At 69.4% G+C, this 26331-nt stretch carries 18 protein-coding genes and 2 pseudogenes; 3 read left to right on the top strand and 17 right to left on the bottom strand.

The window, feature by feature from the left end:
• Window positions 1–61 precede the first annotated feature (61 nt).
• On the top strand, window positions 62–2512 hold the full coding sequence (locus ACFC79_RS19890) for a DNA topoisomerase (ATP-hydrolyzing) subunit A (protein WP_376241830.1): 2451 nt from the start codon (window positions 62–64) through the stop codon (window positions 2510–2512).
• A 40-nt stretch (window positions 2513–2552) separates the two neighbouring features.
• Here ACFC79_RS19890 and ACFC79_RS19885 read toward each other — a convergent pair whose 3' ends face one another.
• Together ACFC79_RS19885 and ACFC79_RS19880 are read right to left on the bottom strand one after the other, a co-directional pair.
• Window positions 2553–3686 carry a CobW family GTP-binding protein gene (locus ACFC79_RS19885; protein ID WP_376241828.1) on the bottom strand — a complete coding sequence of 378 codons (1134 nt, stop codon included), beginning with the start codon at window positions 3684–3686 and terminating at the stop codon, window positions 2553–2555.
• A gap of 21 nt (window positions 3687–3707) precedes the next feature.
• On the bottom strand, window positions 3708–4868 hold the full coding sequence (locus ACFC79_RS19880; protein ID WP_376241826.1) for a citrate synthase/methylcitrate synthase: 1161 nt from the start codon (window positions 4866–4868) through the stop codon (window positions 3708–3710).
• A 104-nt stretch (window positions 4869–4972) separates the two neighbouring features.
• On the opposite strand from ACFC79_RS19880, the gene ACFC79_RS19875 reads away from it, so the two are divergent.
• Complete coding sequence (locus ACFC79_RS19875) at window positions 4973–6301, top strand: citrate/2-methylcitrate synthase (protein ID WP_376241824.1); 1329 nt, start codon at window positions 4973–4975, stop codon at window positions 6299–6301.
• 172 nt (window positions 6302–6473) lie between these two features.
• Here ACFC79_RS19875 and ACFC79_RS19870 read toward each other — a convergent pair whose 3' ends face one another.
• The 5 genes from ACFC79_RS19870 to ACFC79_RS19850 form a co-directional block, all read right to left on the bottom strand.
• Entirely contained in the window at window positions 6474–8066 is a 1593-nt protein-coding gene (locus ACFC79_RS19870; protein WP_376241822.1) for a cation acetate symporter, read from the bottom strand.
• The gene (locus ACFC79_RS19865; RefSeq protein ID WP_376241951.1) at window positions 8063–8506 is read right to left on the bottom strand and encodes a DUF485 domain-containing protein; all 444 of its coding nucleotides are present in this window, start codon (window positions 8504–8506) and stop codon (window positions 8063–8065) included. The genes ACFC79_RS19870 and ACFC79_RS19865 overlap by 4 nt, the downstream gene beginning before the upstream one ends.
• 131 nt (window positions 8507–8637) lie before the next feature.
• Complete coding sequence (locus ACFC79_RS19860) at window positions 8638–9315, bottom strand: response regulator (RefSeq protein ID WP_376241820.1); 678 nt, start codon at window positions 9313–9315, stop codon at window positions 8638–8640.
• Entirely contained in the window at window positions 9312–10475 is a 1164-nt protein-coding gene (locus tag ACFC79_RS19855; RefSeq protein ID WP_376241818.1) for a sensor histidine kinase, read from the bottom strand. Before ACFC79_RS19855 ends, ACFC79_RS19860 begins: the two co-directional genes overlap by 4 nt.
• Window positions 10476–10867: 392 nt before the next feature.
• Window positions 10868–12988, bottom strand: a complete 2121-nt coding sequence (locus ACFC79_RS19850) for a type IIA DNA topoisomerase subunit B (protein ID WP_376241816.1) — start codon at window positions 12986–12988, stop codon at window positions 10868–10870.
• A 439-nt stretch (window positions 12989–13427) separates the two neighbouring features.
• On the opposite strand from ACFC79_RS19850, the gene ACFC79_RS19845 reads away from it, so the two are divergent.
• Window positions 13428–13661 carry a hypothetical protein gene (locus ACFC79_RS19845; RefSeq protein WP_376241814.1) on the top strand — a complete coding sequence of 78 codons (234 nt, stop codon included), beginning with the start codon at window positions 13428–13430 and terminating at the stop codon, window positions 13659–13661.
• A 106-nt stretch (window positions 13662–13767) separates the two neighbouring features.
• On the opposite strand, the gene ACFC79_RS19840 is transcribed toward ACFC79_RS19845, so the two are convergent.
• From ACFC79_RS19840 to ACFC79_RS19795, 10 genes and pseudogenes are all read right to left on the bottom strand, one after another.
• Complete coding sequence (locus tag ACFC79_RS19840; protein ID WP_376241812.1) at window positions 13768–14598, bottom strand: trypsin-like serine protease; 831 nt, start codon at window positions 14596–14598, stop codon at window positions 13768–13770.
• A 133-nt stretch (window positions 14599–14731) separates the two neighbouring features.
• On the bottom strand, window positions 14732–16279 hold the full coding sequence (locus ACFC79_RS19835) for an RNA polymerase sigma factor (protein WP_376241810.1): 1548 nt from the start codon (window positions 16277–16279) through the stop codon (window positions 14732–14734).
• 324 nt (window positions 16280–16603) lie between these two features.
• The gene (locus ACFC79_RS19830) at window positions 16604–17491 is read right to left on the bottom strand and encodes a FadR/GntR family transcriptional regulator (protein WP_376241809.1); all 888 of its coding nucleotides are present in this window, start codon (window positions 17489–17491) and stop codon (window positions 16604–16606) included.
• 160 nt (window positions 17492–17651) lie between these two features.
• Window positions 17652–19445, bottom strand: coding sequence for an ATP-binding cassette domain-containing protein (locus ACFC79_RS19825; protein ID WP_376241807.1), 1794 nt, complete (start codon window positions 19443–19445; stop codon window positions 17652–17654).
• A 112-nt stretch (window positions 19446–19557) separates the two neighbouring features.
• Window positions 19558–20322 carry an NUDIX domain-containing protein gene (locus tag ACFC79_RS19820; protein WP_376241806.1) on the bottom strand — a complete coding sequence of 255 codons (765 nt, stop codon included), beginning with the start codon at window positions 20320–20322 and terminating at the stop codon, window positions 19558–19560.
• Window positions 20323–20670: 348 nt separating this feature from the next.
• The gene (locus ACFC79_RS19815; protein ID WP_376241804.1) at window positions 20671–22014 is read right to left on the bottom strand and encodes a DUF4192 domain-containing protein; all 1344 of its coding nucleotides are present in this window, start codon (window positions 22012–22014) and stop codon (window positions 20671–20673) included.
• A 664-nt stretch (window positions 22015–22678) separates the two neighbouring features.
• On the bottom strand, window positions 22679–24943 hold the full coding sequence (locus tag ACFC79_RS19810; RefSeq protein WP_376241802.1) for a thioester reductase domain-containing protein: 2265 nt from the start codon (window positions 24941–24943) through the stop codon (window positions 22679–22681).
• A gap of 57 nt (window positions 24944–25000) precedes the next feature.
• Window positions 25001–25297: pseudogene (locus ACFC79_RS19805) on the bottom strand (polyketide synthase); the annotation flags it as partial.
• Window positions 25231–25734: an acyltransferase domain-containing protein gene (locus ACFC79_RS19800; RefSeq protein WP_376241949.1), complete on the bottom strand. Its 504-nt coding sequence runs from the start codon at window positions 25732–25734 to the stop codon at window positions 25231–25233. The pseudogene ACFC79_RS19805 and the gene ACFC79_RS19800, both read right to left, overlap by 67 nt.
• A 58-nt stretch (window positions 25735–25792) precedes the next feature.
• Window positions 25793–26323 (bottom strand): annotated as a pseudogene (locus ACFC79_RS19795) (acyltransferase domain-containing protein); the annotation flags it as partial.
• Between the last annotated feature and the right edge of the window lie 8 nt (window positions 26324–26331).

Below are 26331 nucleotides of genomic sequence, written 5' to 3'. Positions count from 1 at the left end.
AATGGTCCGCGTCAGAACCTGAGGTTGCCCGAACAGAATCCGTGAAGGAGTCGCAGCAGCGATGGCCCGCCGCAGCACGAAGACCCCGCCGCCGGACGACTTCGAGGAGAAGATCCTCGACATCGACGTCGTCGACGAAATGCAGGGCTCCTTCCTCGAGTACGCGTACTCGGTGATCTACTCACGGGCACTGCCGGACGCCCGTGACGGCATGAAGCCCGTGCACCGCCGCATCGTCTACCAGATGAACGAGATGGGCCTGCGCCCCGACCGCGGCTTCGTGAAGTGCGCGCGCGTCGTCGGCGAGGTCATGGGCAAGCTGCACCCGCACGGCGACGCGTCGATCTACGACGCGCTGGTCCGTCTGGCGCAGCCGTTCTCCATGCGGCTCCCCCTGGTCGACGGCCACGGCAACTTCGGCTCGCTCGGGAACGACGACCCGCCGGCCGCCATGCGGTACACCGAGTGCCGGATGGCCGACGCGACGTCCCTGATGACGGAGTCGATCGACGAGGACACCGTCGCCTTCCAGTCGAATTACGACGGTCAGGAACAGGAACCCACCGTTCTCCCGGCCGCCTACCCGAACCTCCTGGTCAACGGGGCGTCCGGGATCGCCGTCGGCATGGCGACCAACATGCCGCCGCACAATCTGGGCGAGGTCATCGCCGCAGCCCGCCACCTGATCAGGCATCCGGGCGCGGACCTGGAGACCCTGATGCGGTTCGTGCCCGGTCCCGACCTGCCGACCGGCGGCCGGATCGTGGGCCTGGGCGGCATCAAGGATGCGTACGCCAAGGGACGCGGGACGTTCAAGATCCGTGCGACCGTCTCCGTGGAGAACGTGACGGCGCGCCGCAAGGGCCTGGTCGTCACCGAACTGCCCTTCGCGGTCGGCCCGGAGAAGGTGATCTCCAAGATCAAGGACCTGGTCGGCTCGAAGAAGCTCCAGGGCATCGCGGACGTGAAGGACCTGACCGACCGCGAGCACGGCCTGCGCCTGGTCATCGAGGTGAAGAACGGCTTCGTGCCGGAAGCCGTTCTGGAGCAGCTCTACAAGCTGACCCCGATGGAGGACTCCTTCGGGATCAACAACGTGGCGCTGGTCGACGGACAGCCGCTCACGCTCGGTCTCAAGGAGCTGCTGGAGGTCTATCTCGACCACCGCTTCGACGTGGTACGTCGGCGCAGCGAGTTCCGCCGGGGCAAGCGCCGGGACCGGCTGCACCTGGTCGAGGGGCTGCTCGTCGCGCTGCTCGACATCGACGAGGTCATCCGGCTCATCCGGTCCAGTGACAACTCGGCGCAGGCGAAGGAACGGCTCATCGAGCGCTTCTCGCTGAGCGAGATCCAGACGCAGTACATTCTGGACACCCCGCTGCGTCGGCTGACCAAGTTCGACCGGATCGAGCTGGAGAGCGAGCGGGACCGGCTGAACGCCGAAATCGACGAGCTGACCACGATCCTCGAATCGGACAACGCGCTGCGCAAGCTCGTCTCGTCGGAACTGGCCGTGGTCGCCAAGAAGTTCGGCACCGAGCGGCGTACGGTGCTGCTGGAGTCGGCCGGTACGCAGGTCGCCTCGGTGCCGCTGGAGGTGGCGGACGACCCGTGTCGGGTGCTGCTCTCGTCGACCGGTCTGCTGGCCCGTACCGCCAATGACGACCCGATCGTCTTCGCCGAGGACGCCAAGCGTGCCAAGCACGACGTGATCGTGTCCGCCGTGCCCGCGACGGCCCGCGGCGACATCGGTGTGGTGACGTCGACGGGGCGGCTGCTGCGGCTCGCGGTCATCGATCTGCCGCAGTTGCCGGACACCCACGCGGCTCCCAACCTCTCCGGCGGAGCGATGGTCTCGGAGTTCCTCACCCTGGGGAGCGACGAGGAGGTCGTCTGCCTGACCACACTGGACGAGGCGTCCCCCGGTCTGGCGATCGGCACCCTGCAGGGCGTTGTGAAGAGAGTGGTGCCGGACTACCCGGCCAACAAGGACGAGTTGGAGGTCATCTCGCTCAAGGAGGGTGACCGCGTCGTCGGTGCGGCGGAGCTGCGCACGGGCGAGGAGGATCTGGTCTTCATCACGTCCGACGCGCAGCTGCTGCGCTACCAGGCGGCGCAGGTACGGCCGCAGGGCAGGCCCGCCGGCGGTATGGCGGGGGTCAAGCTGGCGGCGGACGCGGTGGTGGTCTCGTTCACCGCGGTGGATCCCGCGTCGGACGCGGTGGTGTTCACGGTGGCCGGTTCGCACGGCACGCTGGACGACTCGGTGCTGACGTCCAAGCTCACCCCGTTCGACCAGTATCCGCGCAAGGGCCGGGCCACGGGTGGGGTGCGCTGTCAGCGCTTCCTCAAGGGCGAGGACGTCCTGGTGTTCGGCTGGGCGGGCGCGGCGCCCGCGCGGGCCGCGCAGAAGAACGGCACTCCCGTCGACCTGCCCGCGCCGGACCCGCGCCGCGACGGTTCGGGGGCACCGCTGGCCAAGCCGGTCGCGGTGGTCGCGGGCCCGGTGTAGGCCCGCTGCCCGGCGGCGGACGGGTCCAGCGGCCAGGCCGCTACCCGTCGTCGCCGGGCCTGCGCACGTACCTCAGGACGCCCCACATGCTTCGTTCATGTGGGGCGTCCTGTGCCGTCCCCGCCTCCGGCGGGGTGATCGCGCGGCAGTCGGCCAGCTCCTTGTGCAGAGCCTCCGGGTCGATTCCCGAGCCGATCAGCACCAGCTGGGTGAGGCGTGGTTCGTCCCGCGCCCACGGCTGCGGCTCGAACCGCAGGAACCTGCCGACCGCGTGCAGAACGTACTTGTTGGCGTGGTCGCCCGGCCCGAAGTCGACGAAACCCTTGATCCGGTACAGCCCCGGGGGCCGGGAGTCGAGGAAGTCCATCAGCCGCCGGGGGTCCATGGGCGAGTCCGCAGCGAAGGACACGCTCTCGTAGGCGGCGTGGAGATGGTGCGCGTGCCCGGTGTCGCCCTCCGCCTCGGCCCGCTCCGCCAGCAGCAAATCCTCGAACGTGAGCTGGAGCGCCTTCTCCTCGCCGTCCGGGCGCAGCGACGGGTCGAAGAGCAGCTCGGGATCGATGCGCCCGTGGGTGGCGCCGATGACGGCGGCCGCGCCGCGGCCCGCCGCCCCCTCGCCGCCCGCCGTACCGCGCGTGGCGACGGCGTCGCGGATGCGGACCAGTTCCTCGTCCCCGACGCGGTCGGTCTTGTTCAGAACGACGAGATCGGCGACGGCGAGGTGACGGTCGATCTCCGGATGGCGCTGTCGCGTGGCATCGAACTCCGCCGCGTCGACGACTTCCACCAGTCCGCCGTACACGATGTGCGGGTTGTCGCTGGCCAGGAGCATACGGACGAGTTCCTGCGGCTCCGCCAGCCCACTGGCCTCGATGATGATCACGTCGAGGCGGGCGGACGGCCTGGTGAGCGTTTCCAGGAAGGTGTCGAGTTCGCTCGCATCGACCGCGCAGCACAGACAGCCGTTGCCCAGTGAGACCGTCGAACCGACCTGTCCCGAGACCGTCATGGCATCGATCTCGATGGCGCCGAAGTCGTTGACGATCACGCCGATCCTGTTCCCCGCGCGGTTGGCGAGGAGGTGATTGAGCAGTGTCGTCTTGCCCGACCCCAGGAACCCCGCGAGGACGATGACCGGGATCTGCTTCTTGCGGGGCGGGGGCGACGGGTTCAACGGGAACCTTCCTCGGGAGCGTCAGGGCGCCGGGACCGGCTGCGGCGGGGGTGTACCGACGTATCGGGCCGCCGGACGGATGATCTTCGAGTCCTCCGCCTGCTCCAGGATATTGGCGCTCCAGCCGACCGCCCGCGCCACACAGAACGTCGGCGTGAACATCTCGCGCGGCAGCCCGCACAGCTCCATGACGACGCCGGCGTAGAACTCGACGTTGGTGTGGAGTTCGCGGCCCGGCTTGAGCTCGGCGAGGATCGCCTCGACCTGTCGCTCGACCTCGACGGCGAAATCGACGAGCGGGCCGCCGAAGCCCCGGGCGATGTCCCGGAGCATGCGCGACCGGGGATCCTCGGTGCGGTAGACGGGGTGGCCGAAGCCCATGATCCGCTCCCCCGCGAGCACGCGTTCACGGATCCAGCCGTCGATGCGGTCGGGGGTGCCGATGGCGTCGAGGGTGTCCAGGGCCCGGCTGGGAGCCCCGCCGTGCAGCGGCCCGGAGAGGGCCCCGACGGCCGCCACCAGGCAGGCCGCCACGTCGGCGCCGGTGGAGGCGACGACCCGGCCGGTGAACGTCGAGGCGTTGAAGCCGTGGTCGATCGTGGAGATCAGGTACTGCTCCACGGCCCGGGCACGTGCCTCGTCCGGCACGGACCCGTTGAGCATGTACAGATAGTTGGCCGCGTAGGGCAGATCGTCGCGCGGCTCGACCGGTTCGAGCCCCTTGTCGAGCCGGTACAGAGCGGTGAGCACGGTGGGAACCGCGGCACAGGCGATCAGCGCGTCACCGCGCCGCTGCTCGGCGTCGATGTCGTACACCGGCCGGAATCCTGCCGAGGCACCGAGGAGCGATAGCGCGGTGCGCAGACCGGCCAGCGGGCCGGAGGCGGCCCCCGCACGGGCTATGGCGGGCAGGGCGTCACGCACCTCCGCGGGCAGCCGTCGCAGTGCGGCCGTGCGGGCGGCGAACTCCCGACGCGCGTCGGCGTCGGGCAGTACGCCCTCGGACATCAGGTACCAGACGTCCTCGAAACTGCGGGTCCGCGCGAGCTCGATCGCCGAGTACTGCCGGTAGTGGTAGAAGCCCTCGCGTCCGCGAACGTCGCCGAGCACGGTCTTCGTGACGACGACTCCGGCGAGGCCTCGGGGTACGTCGAGCGAGTCCCGACTGGTCGTGATCGGCATGTCTTCCTCCATGGGTGCACCGGCCATCAAACTTGATTCGACCATCCATGCTTGACTTACATCTTGTCAATGTTGATTGAGTCAATATGGATACGGTTGACGGCATGACGGATCAAGCAGGTACCGGTGATGTCTCCGATGCGGCGGCCCCGCGACGACTCAGCACCAAGGAGACGGCCGACCGTCTCGGAGTGAAGCCCGAGACGGTGTACGCCTATGTCAGCCGGGGTCAGCTGAGCAGCCGGCGCGCTCCCGGTGGTCGTGGCAGTACGTTCGACGCCGCGGAAGTGGACGCGCTGGCCCGGCGCACGGGACGCCGGGAACCCTCCCCCGCCTCCGGTGATCTGGTCTTCCGTACCGGCATCACCCTGATCGAGGACGACCGCTACTACTTCCGTGGTGTCGATGCCACGGAACTGGCCGGACGGTACACGTACGAAGAGGTCGCCGAATGGCTCTGGACCGGCGAACTGCGACCGGGAATCCGGTTCGCGGCACCTGCGGAGGCCCTGGCCGCGGCACGCCGGGCCGTCGCCGCACTGCCCGCGCACAGCGGGTCCACCGACCGGTTGCGGGTGGCCGTGATCGCCGCGGCGACGGCCGACCCCCTCCGGTTCGACCTCTCGCGCGAGGCGGTGCTCGCGAGTACGCGGGGGCTGATCCCGACCTTGGTCGGCGCGCTGCCCCGGGTCGCTGGGGCTTCGACGGCGGACGGCCCGTCCGAGGGAACGGACGGGATTCGGACGGCGGACGGCGGGGCCGCACTGGCCCGGCGCCTCTGGCCCAAGCTCACCGCCCGCCCGGCCGACGAGCCGTCGATCACGGTGCTGGACACCGCGCTCGCGCTGCTGATCGACCACGACCTCGCGGCCTCGACGCTGGCCGCCAGGGTCGCCGCCTCCGCACACGCCCATCCGTACGCGGTGGTCTCGGCGGGTCTGGGTGTTCTGGAGGGGCCCCTGCACGGGGCCGCGAGCGGCCTGGCGCACCGGATGCTGGCCGAGGTCCTGGAGCGGGGAAGCGCGGTCCCGGTGGTCGCGGACCACCTCCGCACCGGACGCCGGGTACCCGGACTCGGTCATCGGCTCTACGTCTCGGAGGACCCGCGGGCGCGCACGCTGTTCACCCTGCTCGCCGACGTCCCTCAGGCGGCTCCCGCGCTCGCCGCCGCGCACGACGTGGTCACCACGACCGCCCGCCACGCCCCGCTGCACGCCAACGTCGATCTGGCGCTCGCCGTCCTCTCGGTCTCCTCCGGCATGGCTGCGGAGGCCGGCGAGACGGTGTTCGCGGTGTCGCGCACGGCGGGCTGGATCGCACACGCGCTGGAGGAGTACGGGGAGCGTCCGCTGCGCATGCGCCCCAGCGGCCGGTACGAGGGGCCTCGCCCTCCTCGTCCGCTCCCGACGGCAGTGGACGAACCGCCTCGGTGACGCCCCGCCGGTCGGGAGATTCCTCGTGACGCGCAGGGACGCTGCCCTCGGGAGCGCGGAGCGGAGAACCGGGTGCCGGCGCCGGGCGGCGGAACCCGTCGTCCACGGCCCCGCGCCGGCCCGTCCCGGTTCTCACGACGTACCACCACCGCCCGTACGGCGCGGGCGGTTGTCACACCGCCCCGGCACCCGTGAGCGCACGGACCTCGGTCTCCGCGTGCTTGGCCGCATCGGGCGGCTCGGCAGAAGTGATCGTGCCGACCCAACCGGCCAGGAAACCCAGCGGAATGGAGATCAGGCCGGGGTTCTCCAGGGGGACGAGCCGGAAATCGACGCCGGGAAAGAGGGAATCGGGGCTGCCTGACACGACCGGTGAGAACAGCACGAGCAGCACGGCGGGAATCAGACCGCCGTAGACCGACCAGACCGCACCCCGGGTGGTGAACCGCCGCCAGAACAGCGTGTAGAGCAGCACCGGAAGGTTGGCCGAGGCGGCGACCGCGAAGGCGAGCCCCACCAGGAACGCCACGTTCAGGTTCTGGGCGATCAGACTGAGTCCGATGGCGACCACCCCGATCCCCGCTGCTGCGAGCCGGGCCACCGTGACCTCGCGGTACTGCTTGGAACCCGAGCTCCGGAGCGAGGCGTAGAGGTCGTGGGCCACCGAGGCCGACGAGGCGAGGGTGACCCCTGCGACAACTGCGAGGATCGTCGCGAAGGCGATCGCGGCGACCACGGCGAACAGGATCGTCCCCGCAGTGGATCCCTCGCCTCCCCCGATGACCAGGGCCAGCAGCGGAACAGCCGTGTTGCCCGCAGGATTCGATTCCCGCACCTCGGCCGAGCCGACCAGCGCCGCCGCCCCGAAGCCGAGCACGATCGTCATCAGGTAGAAACTGCCGATGAGCCCGATCGACCAGACGACCGACTGCCGGGCCGCTCGGGCGGTCGGCACGGTGTAGAAGCGCGACAGGATGTGCGGCAGCCCCGCCGTACCGAGCACCAGGGCCAGTCCCAGGCTGATGAAGTCGATGCGTGCGGTCCAGGTTCCTCCGTAGCGGAGCCCCGGCGAGAGGAACCGGCTCCCGTGCCCGCTCCGTTCGGCCGCGGAGTCGAGCAGGGCGTTGAAATTGCCGTGGAAGTGGAGCAGGACGAGCACGGTCAGCACGACCGCGCCGACCGTCAGCAGCACAGCCTTGACGATCTGGATCCAGGTGGTGGCGCGCATCCCCCCGAGCGATACGTAGATCACCATGAGTGCTCCGACGCCGATGACGGTCCAGGAGCGGGCCGCGCCGCTGGTGCCGCCGAGTAGCAGAGCGACGAGACTGCCCGCACCCACCATCTGCGCCACCAGGTAGAGCACGGAGACCGTGACGGACGATGCGCCCGCGGCGATCCTGACCGGTCGTTCCGCCATCCGAGCCGCCACGACGTCGGCGAGCGTGAACCTGCCGCAGTTCCGGACCAGTTCGGCGACCAGCAGGAGAACCACGAGCCAGGCGACGAGGAAGCCGACCGAGTACAGCATGCCGTCGTAGCCGAAGAGGGCGATCAGTCCGGAGATGCCGAGGAAGGAAGCGGCAGACATGTAGTCGCCTGCGATGGCGAAACCGTTCTCCATCGGAGAGAAGAGCCTGCCGCCCGCGTAGAACTCCTCGGCCGATCCGTGCCGGCTCCGGCTCACCCAGGTGGTGATGGCGAGCGTCACCGCGACGAAGACGCTGAACAGCACGAGGGCGAGCGTCTGATGGTTCCCGTTCAACGTCCCGCCCCCCGTGTCATCTCCTGTGTCTCCCAGCGCAGTTCGAGTGCTGCCCGGTCCCGGCGCAGCCGTGCGTGCCGCGCGTAGGCCCAGGTGAGGAGGAACGTCGTGAGGAACTGCGCGAGCCCCGCGATCATCGCCACATTGACCGATCCGGCCACCGGCCGGGCCATCAGCCCGGGTTCGGTGATCGCGACGACGACGTAGGCGAGATACCAGACGAGGAAGGCGACGGTCGCCGGAATGACGAAGCGCCGGTACCGACGGCGCACCTCCTGGAAGGCACCGCTGCGCTGCACCTCCAGATAGATCTCGGCCGCGCTGTGGCCGTGTCGCGGTTCCACGGGGCCGGATGGGCCGACGGGGGCCGGAATCCACACGCCGCCCGGCTCGCCCCGGCCAGAGGCGAGCGTGTCGTACCACGGGTCGTCGAGCCGCACCGTTGCGGCATCACGCCCTGCTTCCTTCTCCACCGAACAACTCCCCTTGTCCACGGACCACTTCGGCCGCGTACCCAAGAATGGGCAGATTGGGAAGTTCTCGGGCAGTTCATTCGCCGATCTTCACCTCATCAGGTGACAACCCGCCCGGGCGGCTGAGCGATGCCCCGAACGTACGCGTAGCGAACGGCCTGTGCTCGGTCTCGCACTCCGGTCTTCGCGAAGAGGCTGTTGATGTGACTCTTCACCGTGGCCTGTGAGATGTGCAGCCTGCGTGCGATTTCCGGGTTGGACAGTCCTTCCGCGATCAGGGCCAGCACCTCCAGCTCACGTGGTGTCAGGCCGTCGGGCGCTTCCGGATCGGAGGATGGACCGGGCGGGGGCGGCGACATCGTGACGCGTTCCAGGAGCCGACGCTGCACGGACGGCGCGAATCCGGCCTCGCCCGACTGCACCGCCTGAATGGCCCGCACGATCTCCTCCCCTCCCGCGTCCTTGGTGAGATATCCACGCGCCCCCGCCTGCAGCGCGGGAAAGAGCGAGTCGTCGTCCGCGAACGTCGTGAGCACGACCACCTGGGTTCCCGGGTGGTCGCGACGGATCCGCCGGGTCGCCTCCGCCCCGTCGCATCGGGGCATCCGCAGGTCCATCAGGACCACGTCGGGGGCCAGTTCGGCCACGAGCTCCACGGCCTCCTCGCCGTCCCTCGCCGATCCGACCACCTCGATTCCGGGCAACAGCCCCAGAAGCATCACGATCCCTTCGCGCACCACCGACTGGTCGTCGACGACCACCACCCGCGTGTTCACGTGGGCACCCGCAGACTCACCACGAAACCCTCCTCTCCGGAGCCGGCCTCCAGCGTCCCGCCCAGCAATTCGGCCCGCTCTCGCATCCCCAGCAGACCGTATCCGGAACCACTGCGTGCGATTTCCCCCGCCGGACCGTGCCCGCCCGAGTCCCGCACCTCCAGGGCGACTTCGTTCGGCAGGTATTCCAACCGCACGAGGACCTCGGCACCGGGCGCGTGCTTGCGCACATTGGTCAGCGCCTCCTGTGCCACCCTACGGACCGTCTGTGACACCTCGGGGGTCAAGGGCCTCTGTTCACCCATCATGCTGATCTCCGCGGGCTCGGACGCAGCCAGTTGCCTCAGGAAATCCTCCACCGGGGACATCTCCCCCCTGAGTGCCGAGAGAGCCTGGCGGGTCTCCGCGAGCCCGTCACGCGCCATGAACCGTGCCGCCACCACTCGCTCCAGCACCTGGTCACGGAACTCCGCCGCCGGCTCGCGCTCGATCAGTATTCGCGCCGCCTCCAGATGCACCAACTGCGCGGAGAGGCTGTGGGCGAGCACATCGTGGATCTCCCTGGCGATCCTGGCCCGTTCGTCCAGGGCGGCCGTCCGGGCCTCCGCGGCACGCGCCGCCCGCTCCTGGGCCAGGAGTCGCTGCGTGTTGCCACGGGCCTCCGCGTCCAGGCGGATCACATAACCGGCCAGGCAGAGGCCGGTCGTGGTCATGGCCGTGGCCGGCCAGCCGTCGGTGTTGACAGCCGCGTACGCACCGAGCGCGAGGGCCGTGGCGGGGGCGCCCGCCACGAGCGGCAGTCTCTCCAGAGCAGTGACCGCGCACCCGCACCACAGAATCATCGCGGGCAGACCGGCACCCGCCTGTTGAGCACCGAACGCCGCCGCCATCAGCAGCGCCAGCAGCCCCAGTGAAGGCAGCAGCCGGTGCTCCAGACTGGTCCGGAAGAACGCCCACGCGGCGGCCGAGCAGGCAATTGCCCCCATCAGCCCGACCATGACCTGCCAGGGGGTGAAGCTCCCGTTGGCGAAGGTGCCACCGAGCAGGGCAAGGAGCAGCACCAATCTCACGGACCAGGTGATCACCTGTCGCGAGCGACTGTGTGTCTCTGTCGAGAGCGCTTCCCGGGTGGGCCAGCTCAACCATGTCGTACGCGTCATGTGTAGCCCCTTCCCCCGCCCTGCGGCGACATCGCCTCGGTGGATGGTCCGCCGCCGTACGCGGGGAGCACACCGCGATGGGGGCCGACCGGTCCGCGCCCACGGAGCGAGACGTCGGGAAGAACACCCGGCAGGGCCCAAAGGCGCCGGTCGTCGGATATCCCCCGTTCCGAGCGCCGGCGGACCAGGACGACAACGACGGTCACCAGGACACCGATGAACCCCGACATGGCTGCCTCCGTGATGCGGGAAGGTGGGACGCCTTCGACGCTACGGGCTCGACCGGGGCGGAGGATCGGCTCAGGGGTTGATCACGGGTGGAGATGCTGTCTCCACCCGTGGGTGGAGACAGCACACCAGTGGAGACAGCACGCCGGTGGAGACGGCTTTGCTCAGGCGTCGATGCGCGAGCGGTCGAGCGTGGCTGCCGAACTGGTGATGAACTCCTTGCGCGGCGCCACCTCGTTGCCCATCAGCAGGTCGAAGACCTGCTCGGCCGCTTCCAGGTCGCCGATGTTGATCCGGCGCAGGGTGCGGTGGCGGGGGTCCATCGTGGTCTCCGCCAGCTGATCGGCGTCCATCTCGCCCAGACCCTTGTAGCGCTGGATCGAATCCTTGTACCGGACGTTCTTGCGTTGCAGCTCCAGCAGCCGCTGGCGCAGTTCGTTGTCGGAGTACGTGTAGATGTACTTGTCCTGGCCCTTCTTGGGCTGGACGAGCTCGATCCGGTGCAGCGGGGGCACGGCCGCGAAGACCCGGCCCGCCTCGACCATGGGCCGCATGTAGCGCTGGAACAGCGTCAGCAGCAGGATACGGATGTGCGCACCGTCGACGTCGGCATCGACCAGCAGGACGATCTTCCCGTAGCGAGCGGCGTCGATGTCGAAGGTCCGCCCGGAACCGGCTCCTATGACCTGGATGATCGCCCCGCACTCGGCGTTCTTCAGCATGTCCGACACGGACGCCTTCTGCACGTTGAGGATCTTGCCCCGAATCGGCAGCAGGGCCTGGAACTCACTGTTCCGGGCGAGCTTGGCCGTGCCGAGCGCCGAATCGCCCTCGACGATGAACAGCTCGCTGCGGTCGACGTCGTCGCTGCGGCAGTCCGCCAGTTTCGCCGGCAACGAGGAGGTCTCCAGGGCCGTCTTGCGACGCTGTGCGTCCTTGTGCTGACGGGCCGCGATACGGGTGCGTGCGGCGGCCACGGCCTTGTCCAGGACCGCTCGTGCCTGCGCCTTGGCGTCACGCTTCGTCGATGTCAGGAACGCCTTGAGTTCCTTGGCCACGACGTTGGCGACGATACGGTTCGCCGCCGAGGTGCCGAGCACCTCCTTCGTCTGCCCCTCGAACTGCGGCTCGGCCAGTCGGACGGTGACGACCGCCGTGAGCCCCTCCAGGGCATCGTCCTTGACGATGTCGTCCTCGGCCACGCGGAGCAGCTTCGCGGAACGCAACGCTTCGTTGATGGTCTTGGTCACGGAGCGTTCGAATCCGGTCACATGCGTGCCACCCTTGGGCGTGGCGATGATGTTGACGAAGGACTTGATGTTGCTGTCGTACCCGGTGCCCCAGCGCAGCGCGATGTCGACCCCGAGTTCCCGGGTGACCTCGGTCGCCGTCATGTGTCCGCGCTCGTCCAGGACCGGCACGGTTTCCTTGAACGTGCCCTGCCCCGACAGGCGCAGCACGTCGCATACCGCCTTGTCCTGAGCGAGGTACTCGCAGAATTCGCTGATGCCGCCGTCGAAGTGGAAGGTCTCCTCGGTCCTGTCCCCACCGTCGAGACCGCGCTCGTCACGGACGACGATCGTGAGGCCGGGCACGAGGAACGCCGTCTGCCGCGCCCGCTGGTGAAGCGTCTCCAGGCTGAGCTTGGCGTCCTTGAGGAAGATCTGCCGGTCCGCCCAGTAGCGCACCCTGGTGCCGGTACGCGTCTTCGGCACCCGCTTTCCCTTGATCAGGCCGCTGGCCGGATCGAACGGGCTGTCCGGTCCCCGCTCGGTGAAGATTCCCGGGACTCCGCGCCGGAAGCTGATCGAGTGCGTCGCGCTGTTGCGGTCGACCTCGACGTCGAGGCGGGCGGAGAGTGCGTTGACCACGGAAGCACCCACGCCGTGCAGGCCGCCCGACGCGGCGTACGAGCCACCGCCGAACTTTCCGCCGGCGTGCAGCTTCGTCATCACGACCTCGACGCCCGACAGGCCCGTCTTGGGCTCGACGTCGACAGGGATGCCGCGTCCGTTGTCGCGGACCTCGACGGAGTTGTCGTCGTGGAGAACGACCTCGATGCGGTCGCAGTAGCCCCCCAGCGCCTCGTCGACGGAGTTGTCGATGATCTCCCAGAGGCAGTGCATGAGGCCGCGGCTGTCAGTGGACCCGATGTACATACCGGGGCGCTTGCGGACCGCTTCGAGCCCTTCGAGTACGAGGAGGTGCCGCGCGGTGTAGTTGGAACCGTCTCGGTCTGCTCCGGTCAGCAGCGCAGTGGACGGCACGGACGTATCGGCGGTCACGCGGTTCGCTCCTCGCTGAATTTCATGTGGGGCCCGGGTGGGTAACGGGCTTGGCTACGGTTGCCGCTGAGAGGGTACCGAGGCCAGGTAGAGCGGATGCAACGCCACCCCAGGAGAACTCTCACACTAGCCCAGCTTCGCATGCATGTTCGATCGCTTGCCGGAGTGACGCACACATCACGTTCCCTTCCAGGCATGAACCATTTAGGCTCCGGGCACGTCCTCATGAACAAACCGGCAAGCCGGCCGGGAGGATCGATCCACCAAGACAAGCAACGCGAACCCGTAGCGCTACGCAATACGGCACATTCGCCGCCAACCGGCAACAGACAGCCATCTTGAGAAGAAGTTTCGAAGAAAAGCCACGAGCGGGAACGTTTTCGGCCTGGTTGGATGTTGACCCTGGTACGACAGCTCGTCGAGCTAGAGAAGAGGCGACGTGACTACTGTTCTGACCCCCGCGAGCCCGCTGACCGCAGCAGACCGCTGTGACCGTTGCGGCGCCCAGGCATATCTGCGCGTCGTCCTGATCAGCGGCGGTGAACTGCTGTTCTGCGCCCACCACGGTCGCAAGTTCGAGCCGGAACTCAAGAAGATCGCCGCGGAAATACAGGATGAGACGGACAGGCTGACGGCCGTGCAGGCCCACGCCGCCGAAGAGGAACAACGCTGACGCCTCACATCCACGACGAGCCAGGGCCAGGTCGCGGACCTGCCGACGGGCGGCTCCCCGAGGGGAGCCGCCCGTTCTCGCGTCCGCGCTCGCGGTACGGCGTCAGTCAGACACCCTCCGGAATCCAGCCGACTGCGGCGGAGACGCGCGTGTACACGCCGGGGCTTCCAGGCCGACCGCAGCCGTTCCCCCAGGACACCAGCCCGATGAGCCGCCCACGGGCCACCAGCGGCCCTCCGCTGTCGCCCTGGCACGCGTCGTACCCACCCTGCAGTGCGCCCGCACAGAGCATCGCCGAGGCGTCGTACGCACCGTTTCTGCCGCCCGGGTAGGCCTGCTCGCACATACGGTCCGACAGTACGCTCACCTTCGCGGAACGAAGTGACGATGCGTAGTCGCTGTAGCCGGTCGTGTCGCCCCAGCCGTAGACCACCGCCGACGTGCCCGGCTCGTATGCCGCGTCCCCGGATTCGGCCATCGGGATCACACTGCTCGCGGGAAGCGGGTCGGCCAGGGTGAGCACCGCCACGTCTCCCGCATTCGTCGCGGGATCGAATCCGGGATTGCTCCACGTGGCCCGCACCGGAATCTCCTTGCCGCCGCTTCCGCGCAGGCTGTCCCTCCCCACGATGACCTTCAGGTCCCGCACCTTGCCGACATCGACTCCGAGCGCCGCCCGACTGAGGCAGTGCGCGGCGGTGAGCACCTTCTTCGGACCCACCACGGCGCCCCCGCAGAACTGGCCGGCACGCGTCTCCCCGAAGCGTTCCCGGCTGGACAGCGCCACGACCCAGGGGCTGTCCGCGACGTGCGCGGGCTGACCGCCGACGACAATGCTGTCCGCCACGGCGGGAACGGGGGATCCGAGCGGTATGACGGCCGTGGTGGCGGCCAGGGCGAGCGCTCCGGTCACGGCGCGGAAGGCGGTACGGGACATGCTCGCTCCTGACTCTGTGGTGAACCTCTCCCACCCAGAGTCATCCGAGCGGCCACCGACCGCACCCGCAGATGGGCCGAGGACCCCGGACCCTCGTGGGGTTCGGGGCCCTCGGCCCGGAAACTGCTGCGGCTCAGTCCAGGTAGTCCCGCAGGACCTGCGAACGCGACGGATGGCGCAGCTTGGACATGGTCTTCGACTCGATCTGACGGATGCGCTCACGCGTCACGCCGTAGACCTTGCCGATCTCGTCCAGCGTCTTCGGCTGACCGTCGGTGAGCCCGAAGCGCATCGAGACCACGCCCGCCTCGCGCTCGGAGAGCGTGTCGAGTACCGAGTGCAACTGCTCCTGGAGGAGCGTGAAGCTGACCGCGTCCGCCGGAACGACCGCCTCGGAGTCCTCGATCAGATCGCCGAACTCGCTGTCCCCGTCCTCGCCCAGCGGGGTGTGCAGGGAGATCGGCTCGCGACCGTACTTCTGGACCTCGATGACCTTTTCCGGGGTCATGTCGAGCTCCTTGGCCAGTTCCTCCGGCGTGGGCTCGCGGCCCAGGTCCTGGAGCATCTGGCGCTGCACACGGGCGAGCTTGTTGATGACCTCGACCATGTGCACCGGGATACGGATGGTGCGGGCCTGATCGGCCATGGCACGTGTGATCGCCTGACGAATCCACCAGGTGGCGTACGTGGAGAACTTGTAGCCCTTGGTGTAGTCGAACTTCTCGACCGCGCGGATCAGGCCGAGGTTGCCCTCCTGGATCAGGTCGAGGAAGAGCATGCCGCGGCCGGTGTAGCGCTTGGCCAGCGACACCACGAGACGGAGGTTGGCCTCCAGCAGGTGGTTCTTGGCCCGGCGGCCGTCCTCGGCGATGATCTCCAGCTCACGCTTGAGCTTCGGCGCGAGCTTGTCGGAGTTCGCCAGCTTGTCCTCGGCGAAGAGACCGGCCTCGATGCGCTTGGCGAGCTCGACCTCCTGCTCGGCGTTGAGGAGGGGAACCTTGCCGATCTGCTTCAGGTAGTCCTTGACCGGGTCCGCGGTGGCACCGGCGACGGCAACCTGCTGCGCGGGCGCGTCGTCCTCGTCGTCGTCGGAGAGAACGAAGCCCTTGTTCTCGCCCTCGCCCTCCTCTTCCTCGCCCTTGCCGATCTTGACTTCCTCGACCGCCTCGTCGCCGTCGAGGAGCTCGTCGTCCTGCTTTCCGGACTTCTTCGTCGCTGTCTTCTTCGCCGCTGTCTTCTTCGCGGCGGTCTTCTTGGCTGCCGTCTTCTTGGCCGCCGCCTTCTTCGCGGGTCCGGCCGGGGCGGCGTCGTCCGCCACCGCGTCCACGGTCCCTGCCGACGGGGCGGCAGTGGCCGCGACAGTCCTGGTCACGGTCGTCTTGGCCGCGACAGTCTTGGTGGCGGTGCGCTTGACCGGGCTCTTCGCTGCGACGCTCTTGCGGGCACGTTTGGACGGCTCCGCGGCACTGACCATCAGCGTCACACCCTCTTCCTCGAGGATCTGGTTGAGGCTGCGCAGAACATTCTTCCACTGGGTTGGCGGAATCTGGTCAGCCTCGAAGGCCCGACGCACGTCATCGCCGGCGATCTGCCCATCAGCCTTTCCCCGCTCGATGAGCGCCATCACAGACTCGGACTCGGCGATCTCCGGCGGGAGCGTACGGGATGTGCTGGCCGACACGAACAACCTCTCGGAACGATGGAAACGGCTTCCGGCCCGGCCCGTGGGAGGGCTTGAGCCGACGACCGTCGGGCTGGGAATGTACCGACGGCGCGGGTTTGGCCTCAGAACTGCACAGCGCACTGAACGGCTGCTGTATTCCTTCCGTGGCGGTCACCTCTTAGGTCATCGCGCTGTTTCGCGGAGTGTTACGCCCAATCCGCGTGGCCCGAGTCACACCTCATTGGCGACGAAAGGGACCAAGAGTGCCATTCCGCCACATTCATGTCGCCGGGCCGCTCAGAGCCCGGCGACACCTGGTTCGCACCCCCGACCGCGCCGTGTTCAGTGCTCGCGGGGCGCGGGCACGACCCGTTCCACCTCGGGGTGGACGACGAGCAGTTGACGCATGGCGGCCTCGGCGCCCGCCGCATCACCGGACGCAAGGGCGTCGACGATCCGGGCATGGTGGCCGAGGGACGCCTCGGTGGGGCGGTCACAACCGGTGACGGGACCACCCGAGACCTGCAGGGCCGCCGCGACGATGCCGGACAGGTGCTCCAGCATGCGATTGCCCGCGGCCTGGATGAGCAGGGAGTGAAACTCCGCGTCGGCCCGGGAGCAGGTGATCATGTCGCCCTGACCGAGCGCGTGCCCCATGATCTCGACCATGTCACCGAGACGCTGCTGGAGATCCTCACGACCGTGCCCCGCCGCGAGTCGGGCCGCGAGCGGCTCGATGGTCCATCGGAGCTCCCCCAGCTCGCGCCGCTGGTCCTCACGCTGCGGGCCGAAGGCGCGCCATTCGATGATGTCGGGGTCCAGCAGGTTCCAGTCACTGACCGGACGGACCCGGGTTCCCACATTGGGGCGGGCACTGACCAGGCCCTTGGCCTCGAGAACACGCAGCGACTCGCGCACGACGGTGCGGGAGACCTCGAAGCGCTGACCGATCTCCTCCGGCACGAGGGGACGATCGGCACCCAGATCGCCGGAAACGATCATCTGGCCCAGCTGCTGAACGAGTTGGCCGTGGAGGCCGCGTCCCCGACTGGCCGAGCCCCGTCGGCCCGCCCGGCCGAGCTCGACGTCGGACCCCTCCCAGGAACGCAGAGCGGCACGCTCGCCGGCCGGCGCCTCCGCGTACGAGTAGCGGTCGAGTTCACCCGGGCCGGCGAGACCGGAATCGGCGGAGCGGGCAGCGGTCATCATGGTGTGCGCAAGGGTACTCACGCATCCTTTGTCGGCGCCGGTCCGCCGCCCCTTGAGGTCTTTGGTGAAAAGCACACGAAAGGGTGATCGGCACCCACCCCCCAATTGACGCCTTATCGGCGCAAGCCAGGCATTTTCAAGGCAGTTGCCGCGATGTGCGTGCCTCAACGCCGCCACACAGTCACCAACGGACCCTGCCGCGAAGGCTGGTGAACGCGTACGCACAGACCAGAACCGACAGCGACAACGACAAGGCGGTCCCCACCGGGTGCGCCACCACGCGCAGGGCGCCCGCCAGCCAACGGTCCGCCTCGTGCGGCCAGTGCGGCCACACCAGTCTGCGAAGTCGGTCCGGCAGCCCGGCCACCGCACGAGGTTCGACGCCTGCAGATGCCGCGCGGACCAACGGGACGACGAGCACAGGCACGGCGAGAACGGCGGCGACGCCGGCCGATGCCATCCGGAAGACTCCTGCACCCAGCAGCCCCGCCCAGGCACTGCCCACGGTCAACCCCGCCCAACTTGCCCCCAGAAACAGGAAATCGGTCGGAATTCGCATCAAATCGCCACCATGGACGAGGTGAAGGGTCGCAGCGGAGGCCAGCACCGCGGTCACCCCGAGCACCAGGGCAGCCCCCGCTGACACCACCAGCTTGGCGAGAAGCAGCCCGAGGCGGCGCGGAACGGTGCCTCGACCCGTCGCGAGCGCCGGGTAGCGGAACTCGTCACCGAACGAGAGCGCGCCCAGCAGCCCTGCCCCCATCGCCGCGGGCGGCAGCGGCAGCAACGACGGCCAGGCCGCCAACGCCCTGGGCAACTGGGTGTAGTCCGAGCGGGCGAGAAGAAGGGAGAGTGCGACCGAGACGGCCATAACGAAGGACGCGACCAGCGGTGTTGTTCTGACGCCGAGGAGGCGGCGCAGTTCGTAGCGCAGGGGGTGGAACGGACCGCGCGGCGGACGGCGCCGGATCGACAGAGTGGCCGGCGCACCGGTTGCCCGGCCGGTCGGACCGGCCCCCCGTCCCGCCGATCGGCCGACGGCGGGCTCGGCACCGGGATCCACCGGACCGGTGCCGGCGACCTCGCCGCACGAGCCCGTGTGACCGGCGTCGACAACCTCGTCCGTGAGGCGGTGCACGGGAAGGCTGTGACGGAAGGCCGTGTCACCGATCTCGGCGCAGGTGGCTCCGTGCACAGAGAGCCGGCCGCCCGCCTCGGCGACCACCTCGACCGAACGCCTCGCCGCCCGGGCCTCGCGGCTGACGACGGAGGCGAGACGAGCGGCGTGCGGACTGCGGACCGCGACCCGGGCACGGAGGCGGGTTCGCGAGAAGTCGCCGACGCTCTGGTCGGCGACGAGCCGCCCACCGTCGATAGTGACCACCCGGTCGGCGATCCGGACGGCCTCCCTGGGATCGGTCGTGGTGCAGAGGACTGTCCCGCCCTGCGCCGCCCGGTCCTTCATCAGCCCGCGCACCCGCTGCTCCTCACGCGGGGAGAGACCGTCCGCGGGATCGTCCAGGACGAGCGTGTGCGGGTCACCGAGCAGCGCCGAAGCGAACGCGAGCATGCGGTCCATGCCCGGCGAGAGCGTGCCGATGCGCTGGTCCCGGAGTCCCCCCAGACCGACGGTCTCCAGAAGTTCATCGGCCCGGGAGGCCGACACGCCTGCCGCGGCGCAGAGCATGCGGAGCTGACCACGGACGGTACGGGCCGGGTGCCCGGGAACGTCCCCGAGGAGAACACCCACCTCACGCGCGGGGTTCGGGATGCGGTGAAGCGGCCTGCCCCGGAAATAGGTCACGCCGCGCCCCGAATCGAGTTCGAGCATCAGGCGGAGCGCCGCGGTCTTGCCCGACCCGGTCGCCCCCAGAAGGGCAGTGACATGGCCGGACGGGGCATCGAAGGTGAGATCGTCCACGGCGACCGGTCGGCCGCGTCGAGGGGCGCTGGTGAGTCCGATGACCTGGAGCATCGCTTCTCTCGCGGGAGGTGAGACCGCTCGGCGGCAGGGCTGGGTGCTCCAGCAAGATAACGCGACATATCCGACTTTTCGCGCAGCTCCCCTGGCCGGGCGTTCCGCGAGGTCAGACTTCCGGTCTCAGCATCGGCGGGTTGAGCACCGTCGCGGCACCGGCCCGGAAGAGCTGGGCGGGGCGACCCCCCTGCCGAGTGGTCGTCCCCCCGGCGGGCACCAGAAAACCTGGGGTGCCGGTCACCTTGCGGTGAAAATTGCGGGGATCGAGGACCACACCCCACACCGCCTCGTACACCCGCCGGAGCTCACCGACGGTGAACTCCGGCGGGCAGAAAGCGGTGGCCAGAGAGGAGTACTCGATCTTGGACCGTGCGCGTTCGACACCGTCGGCGAGGATCCGCGCGTGATCGAAGGCCAGCGCGGTCTGGCTCACGCCCTCGCGGCCTGTCGCACCCTCCGGCCCGAGCAAATCCTCCACGGGCGCCCAGCGGGCGCTGTTCGCGTCGCCACCCGCCCGGGGGGCCGGCAGATCGGGGGCCAGCGCCAGGTGGGCGACGCTGACCACCCTCATACGCGGATCGCGCCCGGGATCCCCGTACGTGGCGAGCTGCTCAAGATGCGCGCCGTTGCCGACGGCCGGTGCTGCCGGGTCCTGGGCACACAGGCCGGTCTCCTCCACCAGTTCGCGCGCTGCGGCGGCTCCGAGGTCCTCGTCCTCCTTGACGAATCCGCCGGGTAGTGCCCATCGGCCCTGATAGGGCGGCTCGCCACGGCGTACCACGAGCGCGCAGAGTGCGTGGCGGCGCACCGTGAGCACAACCAGGTCGACGGTGACTGCGAAGGGCGGGAAGGTCGACGGGTCGTAGGGCGGCATGCGCTGATCATAGTCGTCTCCCTGACGATAAACACTCCGTACGCCGTGCTTCTCGGGACTGACTGCCGTTGTCGTGCCCCGCGTTGTGCCCCGCCGCTCCGTTTCCGTTCCGTGTGCGCGGTGATCCGCGCTCCCGGCATCCGCCCGCCCGGAGCGCTCGGGACCGTCCGCAGGCCCGGCACGGGCGGATGGTCCCGCCGGCACGTCCGGAGCCGCTGCGAGGACGGAACGGCGGTCCCGGCCCGGTCACGGACATGGGTGTCGGAGTCCTCCCGCGCCCGGGGCCGGGCGGCGCCGCGGGACAGGGCGGGTCACACGTGGTGGGACGGCACCGTGGAGACGGAAGTGTCATCGGCCGCTCCTGGACCCGCGACGGCCGGGCGTCCGCCCTGTGCCACGCCGACCGGGCACCGCCCCCGGGCGTACGGGGCTCTGTGGTGCCTTCTTCCGCCGAGCGTTGGTCCGGTGCAGGGCGTGCTGCCGGGAGCGCCGTACCGACGGATGGCGTGTGCCGTGTTCCGCCGGGTGGCGCGTGGCGTGTTCCGTGGAGTGGTCCGGTCGGTTCATCCTGGCACTGCGCTCTCCCCTGAGGCAGCGGCGCAGCGTTTCCGGGTCGAGGCCCTGATTGCACGCCTCATGAAGAAGTTGGGCAAAGGTGTACTGGGAATCCGCCTTCAGCGCGAGGCCGAGCGCGACCCGCGCACCGGGTTCGTCCCCCGTCGACCAGGAAACCCAGCCGGCCAGAGTGAGCGGCGCGGCGGCGTGCTCCTCGTACGGTGCCACGCAGCGCCGGGAGAGTACGCGCCAGAGCCGCAGTGCCGCCTCGGCTTCGGGCCCTTCCATCCACTCCGCCGCCCTGTCGCGTGTTTCCCGGTCCTGCAGGCCGAGAATCATCTCGGCGGCCTCGTCGTGGCTGATCAACCGGTCGTCGTTGATGTCCGACAGCGAGGGTGTCGTCACCGGTGTCTCCGCGAGGCGCTTCATGAGCCTTCCGGCAAGTCCGAGGGTCTGACGGGACACCTCCGCGCGTCCCGTCTCGTCGAGGAGCTTCGGGATCAACTCGGCACCGACGGAGTCGAATGCGCGCTGCTGCCCGTCCGCCGCCGACGTGCTGGGCGGTGCGAGCCTGGCCTCCATCTCCCGCAGTGTGCCGCGCACTTGAATGCCCGCATACGCGGCGGCGGCCGCCATCACCGATGTCCCCGGCATCACCATCGGGTTTCCTTCGGTCGGGCAGCAGCGCTTGTCCGGGCAGCAGTACGACCAATACCGGCCGTCGGAGATGCAGAGCGCTTCGAGCACGGGCACGTCGAACGCACCGCAGGCCGTACGCAGATGCTGTGCGAGAGGCCGCAGGCGCTCCATGATCTGGTTGCCGTTCTCACCCTCGGCCGGGTCCTGGCAGAGGAACACGACGATCGCGTCGGGGCGTTCGCCGCGTCGCTCGCTTCCCTTGATCAGGCATTCGGCGAGCTGCCCGGCGACGGACGGCCATTCGCGGGGCGACTGCGGGATGCCAAGCCTCAGCCGCCCGCCGAATCGGCCGCGTCCGCCATGCAGGGCGACCATGACAACACTGTCGTTCGGATGGAACCCCATGAGGTACGGAAGGGCGTCGGCGAGGTCGGCAGGCCCTCGCAGGGTGATCTGCTGCTCGTCGACCGGACCGGTGGATTCGTGGTGCTGGTTCATGTCCAAGACCGTCCCGCGAACGGCCCGATTCCGCGACCCCTGTGGATAACTTTATCCACAGGCACCGCGGCTCGCTCGCGGTCCGCCCCGGTCATCGGTTTGCATGGGGTGCATGACCCATGCAAACCACGCAGTGTTCAGGGCTTCGGCCCACCTCTCGATTGCCCGACGGGGCGAATGCGCCTGCGGTACCACACACCCGCGGAAGGACCGGGGTGATGCCCGTCGGGGTGCTCGTCGACGACGACAACAGCACTCCCTCGTCCGGCGCGAGGGCCGGAACAGGACCGCGACGCGCTACGTCGCCACGGCGCCGTTACCCGTGCGGTGGTGGACGCATCGCGACCGCCTCACCATGACGAATGTCGCCGCGCGGCCGAAACGTGATCACCGCCCGGACCGGTGTCCGGGCCCGCGGCACTCATGCCGGAAAGCCTCGTGGCCGGACAACGCCCTGCCTCCGCCGGGTCGCTGCGACCATCCGGTGCGGACGCCCCGTCGCACCACCGGGCCCCGCGGCGGTTTCCCACGCACCGACGCGTCACCGCGCGCAGGCCACCGCCCGCCTCACCGGATTCCACCTCGCCGCCAACCATGTCCGGTCGGCGGCGAGGTGATCCGCGAGAAACGGTCGCGGCCGTTCCATGCCGTCCCCTTGCTCTGCCTACTTCGCCGGGAAGTACCCCTTCCGCACAAAGAAGTCGACGTGTTCGTTGAACAGCTCGCAGGTCGCTTCCGGGCACTTGATTCCGCTGCCCGCCAGCGCCTCGACCGTTTCGCGGTCGTCGATCGGCGGGTAGAAGGCGTCCGGAGCGGCTGCCATCACCTCGAACGCGTCGAGGAGCGGGACCACCGCGTTCTCCGGGTCTGCCGTCACGCGTTCGCGCCAGCCGTCCCAGTTCAGTTCGTCGAGCGTGTACCCGTGGGCCCTCAGTTCCTCCACCACGGCGCCCAGGGCCAGATCCGTGTGGCCGCACACGTGGAACGTCCTGCCGTCGTTCCCGGTCTGCCGGGAGATGTGCAGGATCGCGGCGCTCGCGTAGTCGACCGGCATCAGACGGAACCGTACCGGGATGTCACCCGGCACCGCTGCGGCCTGGAGCAGGCCCTTCAGGCTCAGCCACACGAAGTCACGGGTCTGGCAGGCCCCGCTCCGGTGGTTCCCGGCGATGAGGTCGACCCGGTAGACGGAGACCGGCAGTGCCCTGTCCCGGGCCAGCTCGGTGATCTGTTCCGCCACCCACTTGCTCTGTGTGTAGCCGGTCGGCAGGGTTTCACCGGGACCGCTGGGATCGGTGACCTTGATGCCCGTACCACCGGTGTCCCGCCCGACGTACACACCGAGGGTGGACACGTAGTGCACGGGAACGGTGCGATGGCGGGCGGCCGGCCGGAGGACCTCCTCAGCGCCCGACACATTGGCCGCCTTGATCGTCGCGTACGGCTGGACCCAGTTGACCATGGCTCCCGGGTGGTAGACCGCGTCCACCGTTCGGGCCAGTTCGTCGAAGCGCTCGGGAGCGAGCCCGAGGGCCGGCAGACCGAGATCGCCCACCACGATCGACAGCCGCTCGCCGTCGATCTGGTCCCAGATTCCGTACCACCGGAGATTGGCCCGCAGCCGTTCCAGCGCCTCGGCCTCGTCGGCTCCGCGCACCAGGCAGTGCACGGTCGCGTCGGTGGTCCGCATCAAGTCGCGCAGCAGGTACGCGCCAAGGAATCCGGTGGCGCCGGTGAGGAAGACCTCCATGGGGTGCTCGACGACACGGTGCACCTCGGTGGCCGGACCGATGTCGTCGGCAAGGCGGATCTCCGCCGCGAAGTCGACCGCGGGCCTCTCGGCCGGCCCGTCGTCGGTGTCCGTCCGCCCCACCAGTTCGGTCCACAGGTAAGCGGTGAGACCGGCCGGGGTGGCGTGGTCGAAGACGAGCGTGGTCGGCAGCCTCAGCCCGGTCACCGCGCCCAGCCGGTTCCGCAGCTCGACGGCGGTCAGCGAGTCGAAGCCCAGTTCCGCGAAGGGCCGTTGTTCGCCGATGGTGTCCGGTGCCGGGTGGCCGAGCACCACTCCGGCTTCCGCCCGCACGAGGTCGAGCACCCGGCCGCGCTGTTCCTCCTCCGGCAGACCGCTGAGGTCCCGGGCCAGGGAGCCGACCGGGACATCGCTGTTCCGGGCGACGGCACGCGAAGGTACGCGCACCAGCGAACCGAGCACCGCGGGAACCTGACGCGGCTGTTCGCGCAGGGTCTCGATGTTCAGGGGGGTCGCGACGGCGGTCGCCCGGTCGAGGCCGAGCGCGACGTCCGGCATCGCCGGGCCGTGCTCGGAGGCGATGGGCGGGTATCCGGCCCGGGCGATGCGTTCCAGATCAGCCGACGACAGATCACCCGTGGTGCCGGTTCGTGCCCACAGTCCCCTGGCGACGGAGGTCGCGGCCAGGCCGAGACCGGCCCGGTACTCGGCGAGTACGTCCAGGAAGGTGTTGGCCGCCGCGTAACTGGACTGGCCGACACCGCCGATGACACCCGCGAGGGAGGAGAACAACACGAACGCGGACAGGCCCAGGTCACGGGTGAGTTCGTGCAGGTGCCACGCCGCGTCGACCTTCGGCCGCAGCACTCCGTCCAGGCGTTCCGGGGTCATCGTCGTGATCAGTCCGTCGTCCAGCGTGCCCGCTGCGTGCACCACACCGGTCAGCGGGCGGTCGTGCGGTATCGCGGCCAGCAGGCGGGCGAGCGCGTCCCGATCGGCGGCGTCGCAGGCGGCGACGGCCTCGGCGCCCAGTGCGGCAATTTCTGCCGTGAGCTCCGCAGCGCCCGGCGAGTCGGGGCCCCGGCGGCTGGTGAGCAGCAGCCGGGTGACACCGTGCTCGGCGACGAGGTGGCGGGCGAACAGGCCGCCCAGGATGCCGGTACCGCCGGTGATGAGCACCGTGCCCTCGGGGTCCCAGGTTCCGGAGGGCGCCCCCGCAGCCGTCCGAGGTACCCGTCACAGACGCGGCAGCAGCGTCCTGCCCGCGCGAAGGGCCATCTGGGGCTCGTCGGAGAAGACGCTCGCGGACAGTGCCTCGGGCGAGGGATGGTCGTCGGTCCGGGCGGAGTCCACGAGTACGAACCGGCCCGGGTTCTCCGACTGGGCCGAGCGGATCTGGCCCCATGCGGCTGCCGCTCCGAGATCGTGGATGCCTTCGCCGGGTACGGGTGCCACCGCTCCCTTCGTCAGGACGAGCAGTGGTGTGTCGACGAGCGAGTCGTCGGCGAGCCACGAACGGACCAGCGACAGCACGCGATGCGTGGCCGCGTGCGTGGCGGTGACGGGGTCGTCCGTGTCGTGCGACTCCAGGCATACAACGACGGCGTCGGCGGCCCCGGCCCCCACCGGAATGCCCTCCTGGTCTCCCGCCTCCGCGAAGCGCAGCGGCTCTTCGGGTCGGGTGAGTGCGATCGGTGTCCACGGCCTCCACCTGATGCCGAGTGCGAGGCGAAGTCCGTGGGGAATCGTTTGGTGCGCGCGCCTTCCGTCCGGCATTGCTCGATGAGTTCTCCGAGCGCGTCCCGGTCCCCCGCGACCAGCACCGAACTGGGGCCGTTCTCCACCGCGATCGACAGCCTGCCGCCCCACTGCTCCAGGCGTGCCTCGACGTTCTCCCGCGGCAGTCCGACGGCGCCCACGCCGCCGGCGCCCTGCAGCTCGAGGCCGATAATGCTGCGCAGGGCGACCACTCGGGCGGCATCGTCCAACGACAGTGCTCCCGCAACACACGCGGCGGGCGACCTCGCCCTGAGAGTGTCCGACGACGGCCGCGGGTTCCACACCGTGCGCACGCCACAGGCCGGTCAGCAAGACCATGACCATGAACAACACGGGCTGCACCACGTCGAGCCGTTCCAGCGGCGCCGCTCCCTCCGCGCCGCGCAGCACATCCTCCAACGACCAGTCGATGTACGGCTCCAGCGCCTTGGCGCATTCGGCGATCCGCTCGGCGAACACATCGGAGGTGTCGGGCAGTTCCCTGGCCATCTCGGGCCATTGGCTGCCCTGCCCGGGGAAGACGAACACCGTCCTGCCGGTCTCGCCCGCGGTCCCAATGACGACGTTGCAGTTCTCGGTGCCGTTCGCCAGCGCGTCCAAGGCGTCCAGAAGCTCTTCACGGTCCCGGCCGACGATCAGGGCGCGGTGCTCCATCGCGGCGCGGGTGGTGGCGAGCGACAATGCCACGTCGAGCGGTCCGGGTCCGGTGTCCCGGGTGGCGAAAACATGCAGTCGGCGTGCCTGGGAGCGCAACGCGTCGGGGGTCTTCGCGGACAGCACCCACGGCA

It is taken from the genome of Streptomyces sp. NPDC056061 (genome assembly GCF_042266885.1).
Lineage (GTDB): Bacteria > Actinomycetota > Actinomycetes > Streptomycetales > Streptomycetaceae > Streptomyces.
This window is presented reverse-complemented; position numbering and strand designations above follow the sequence as displayed.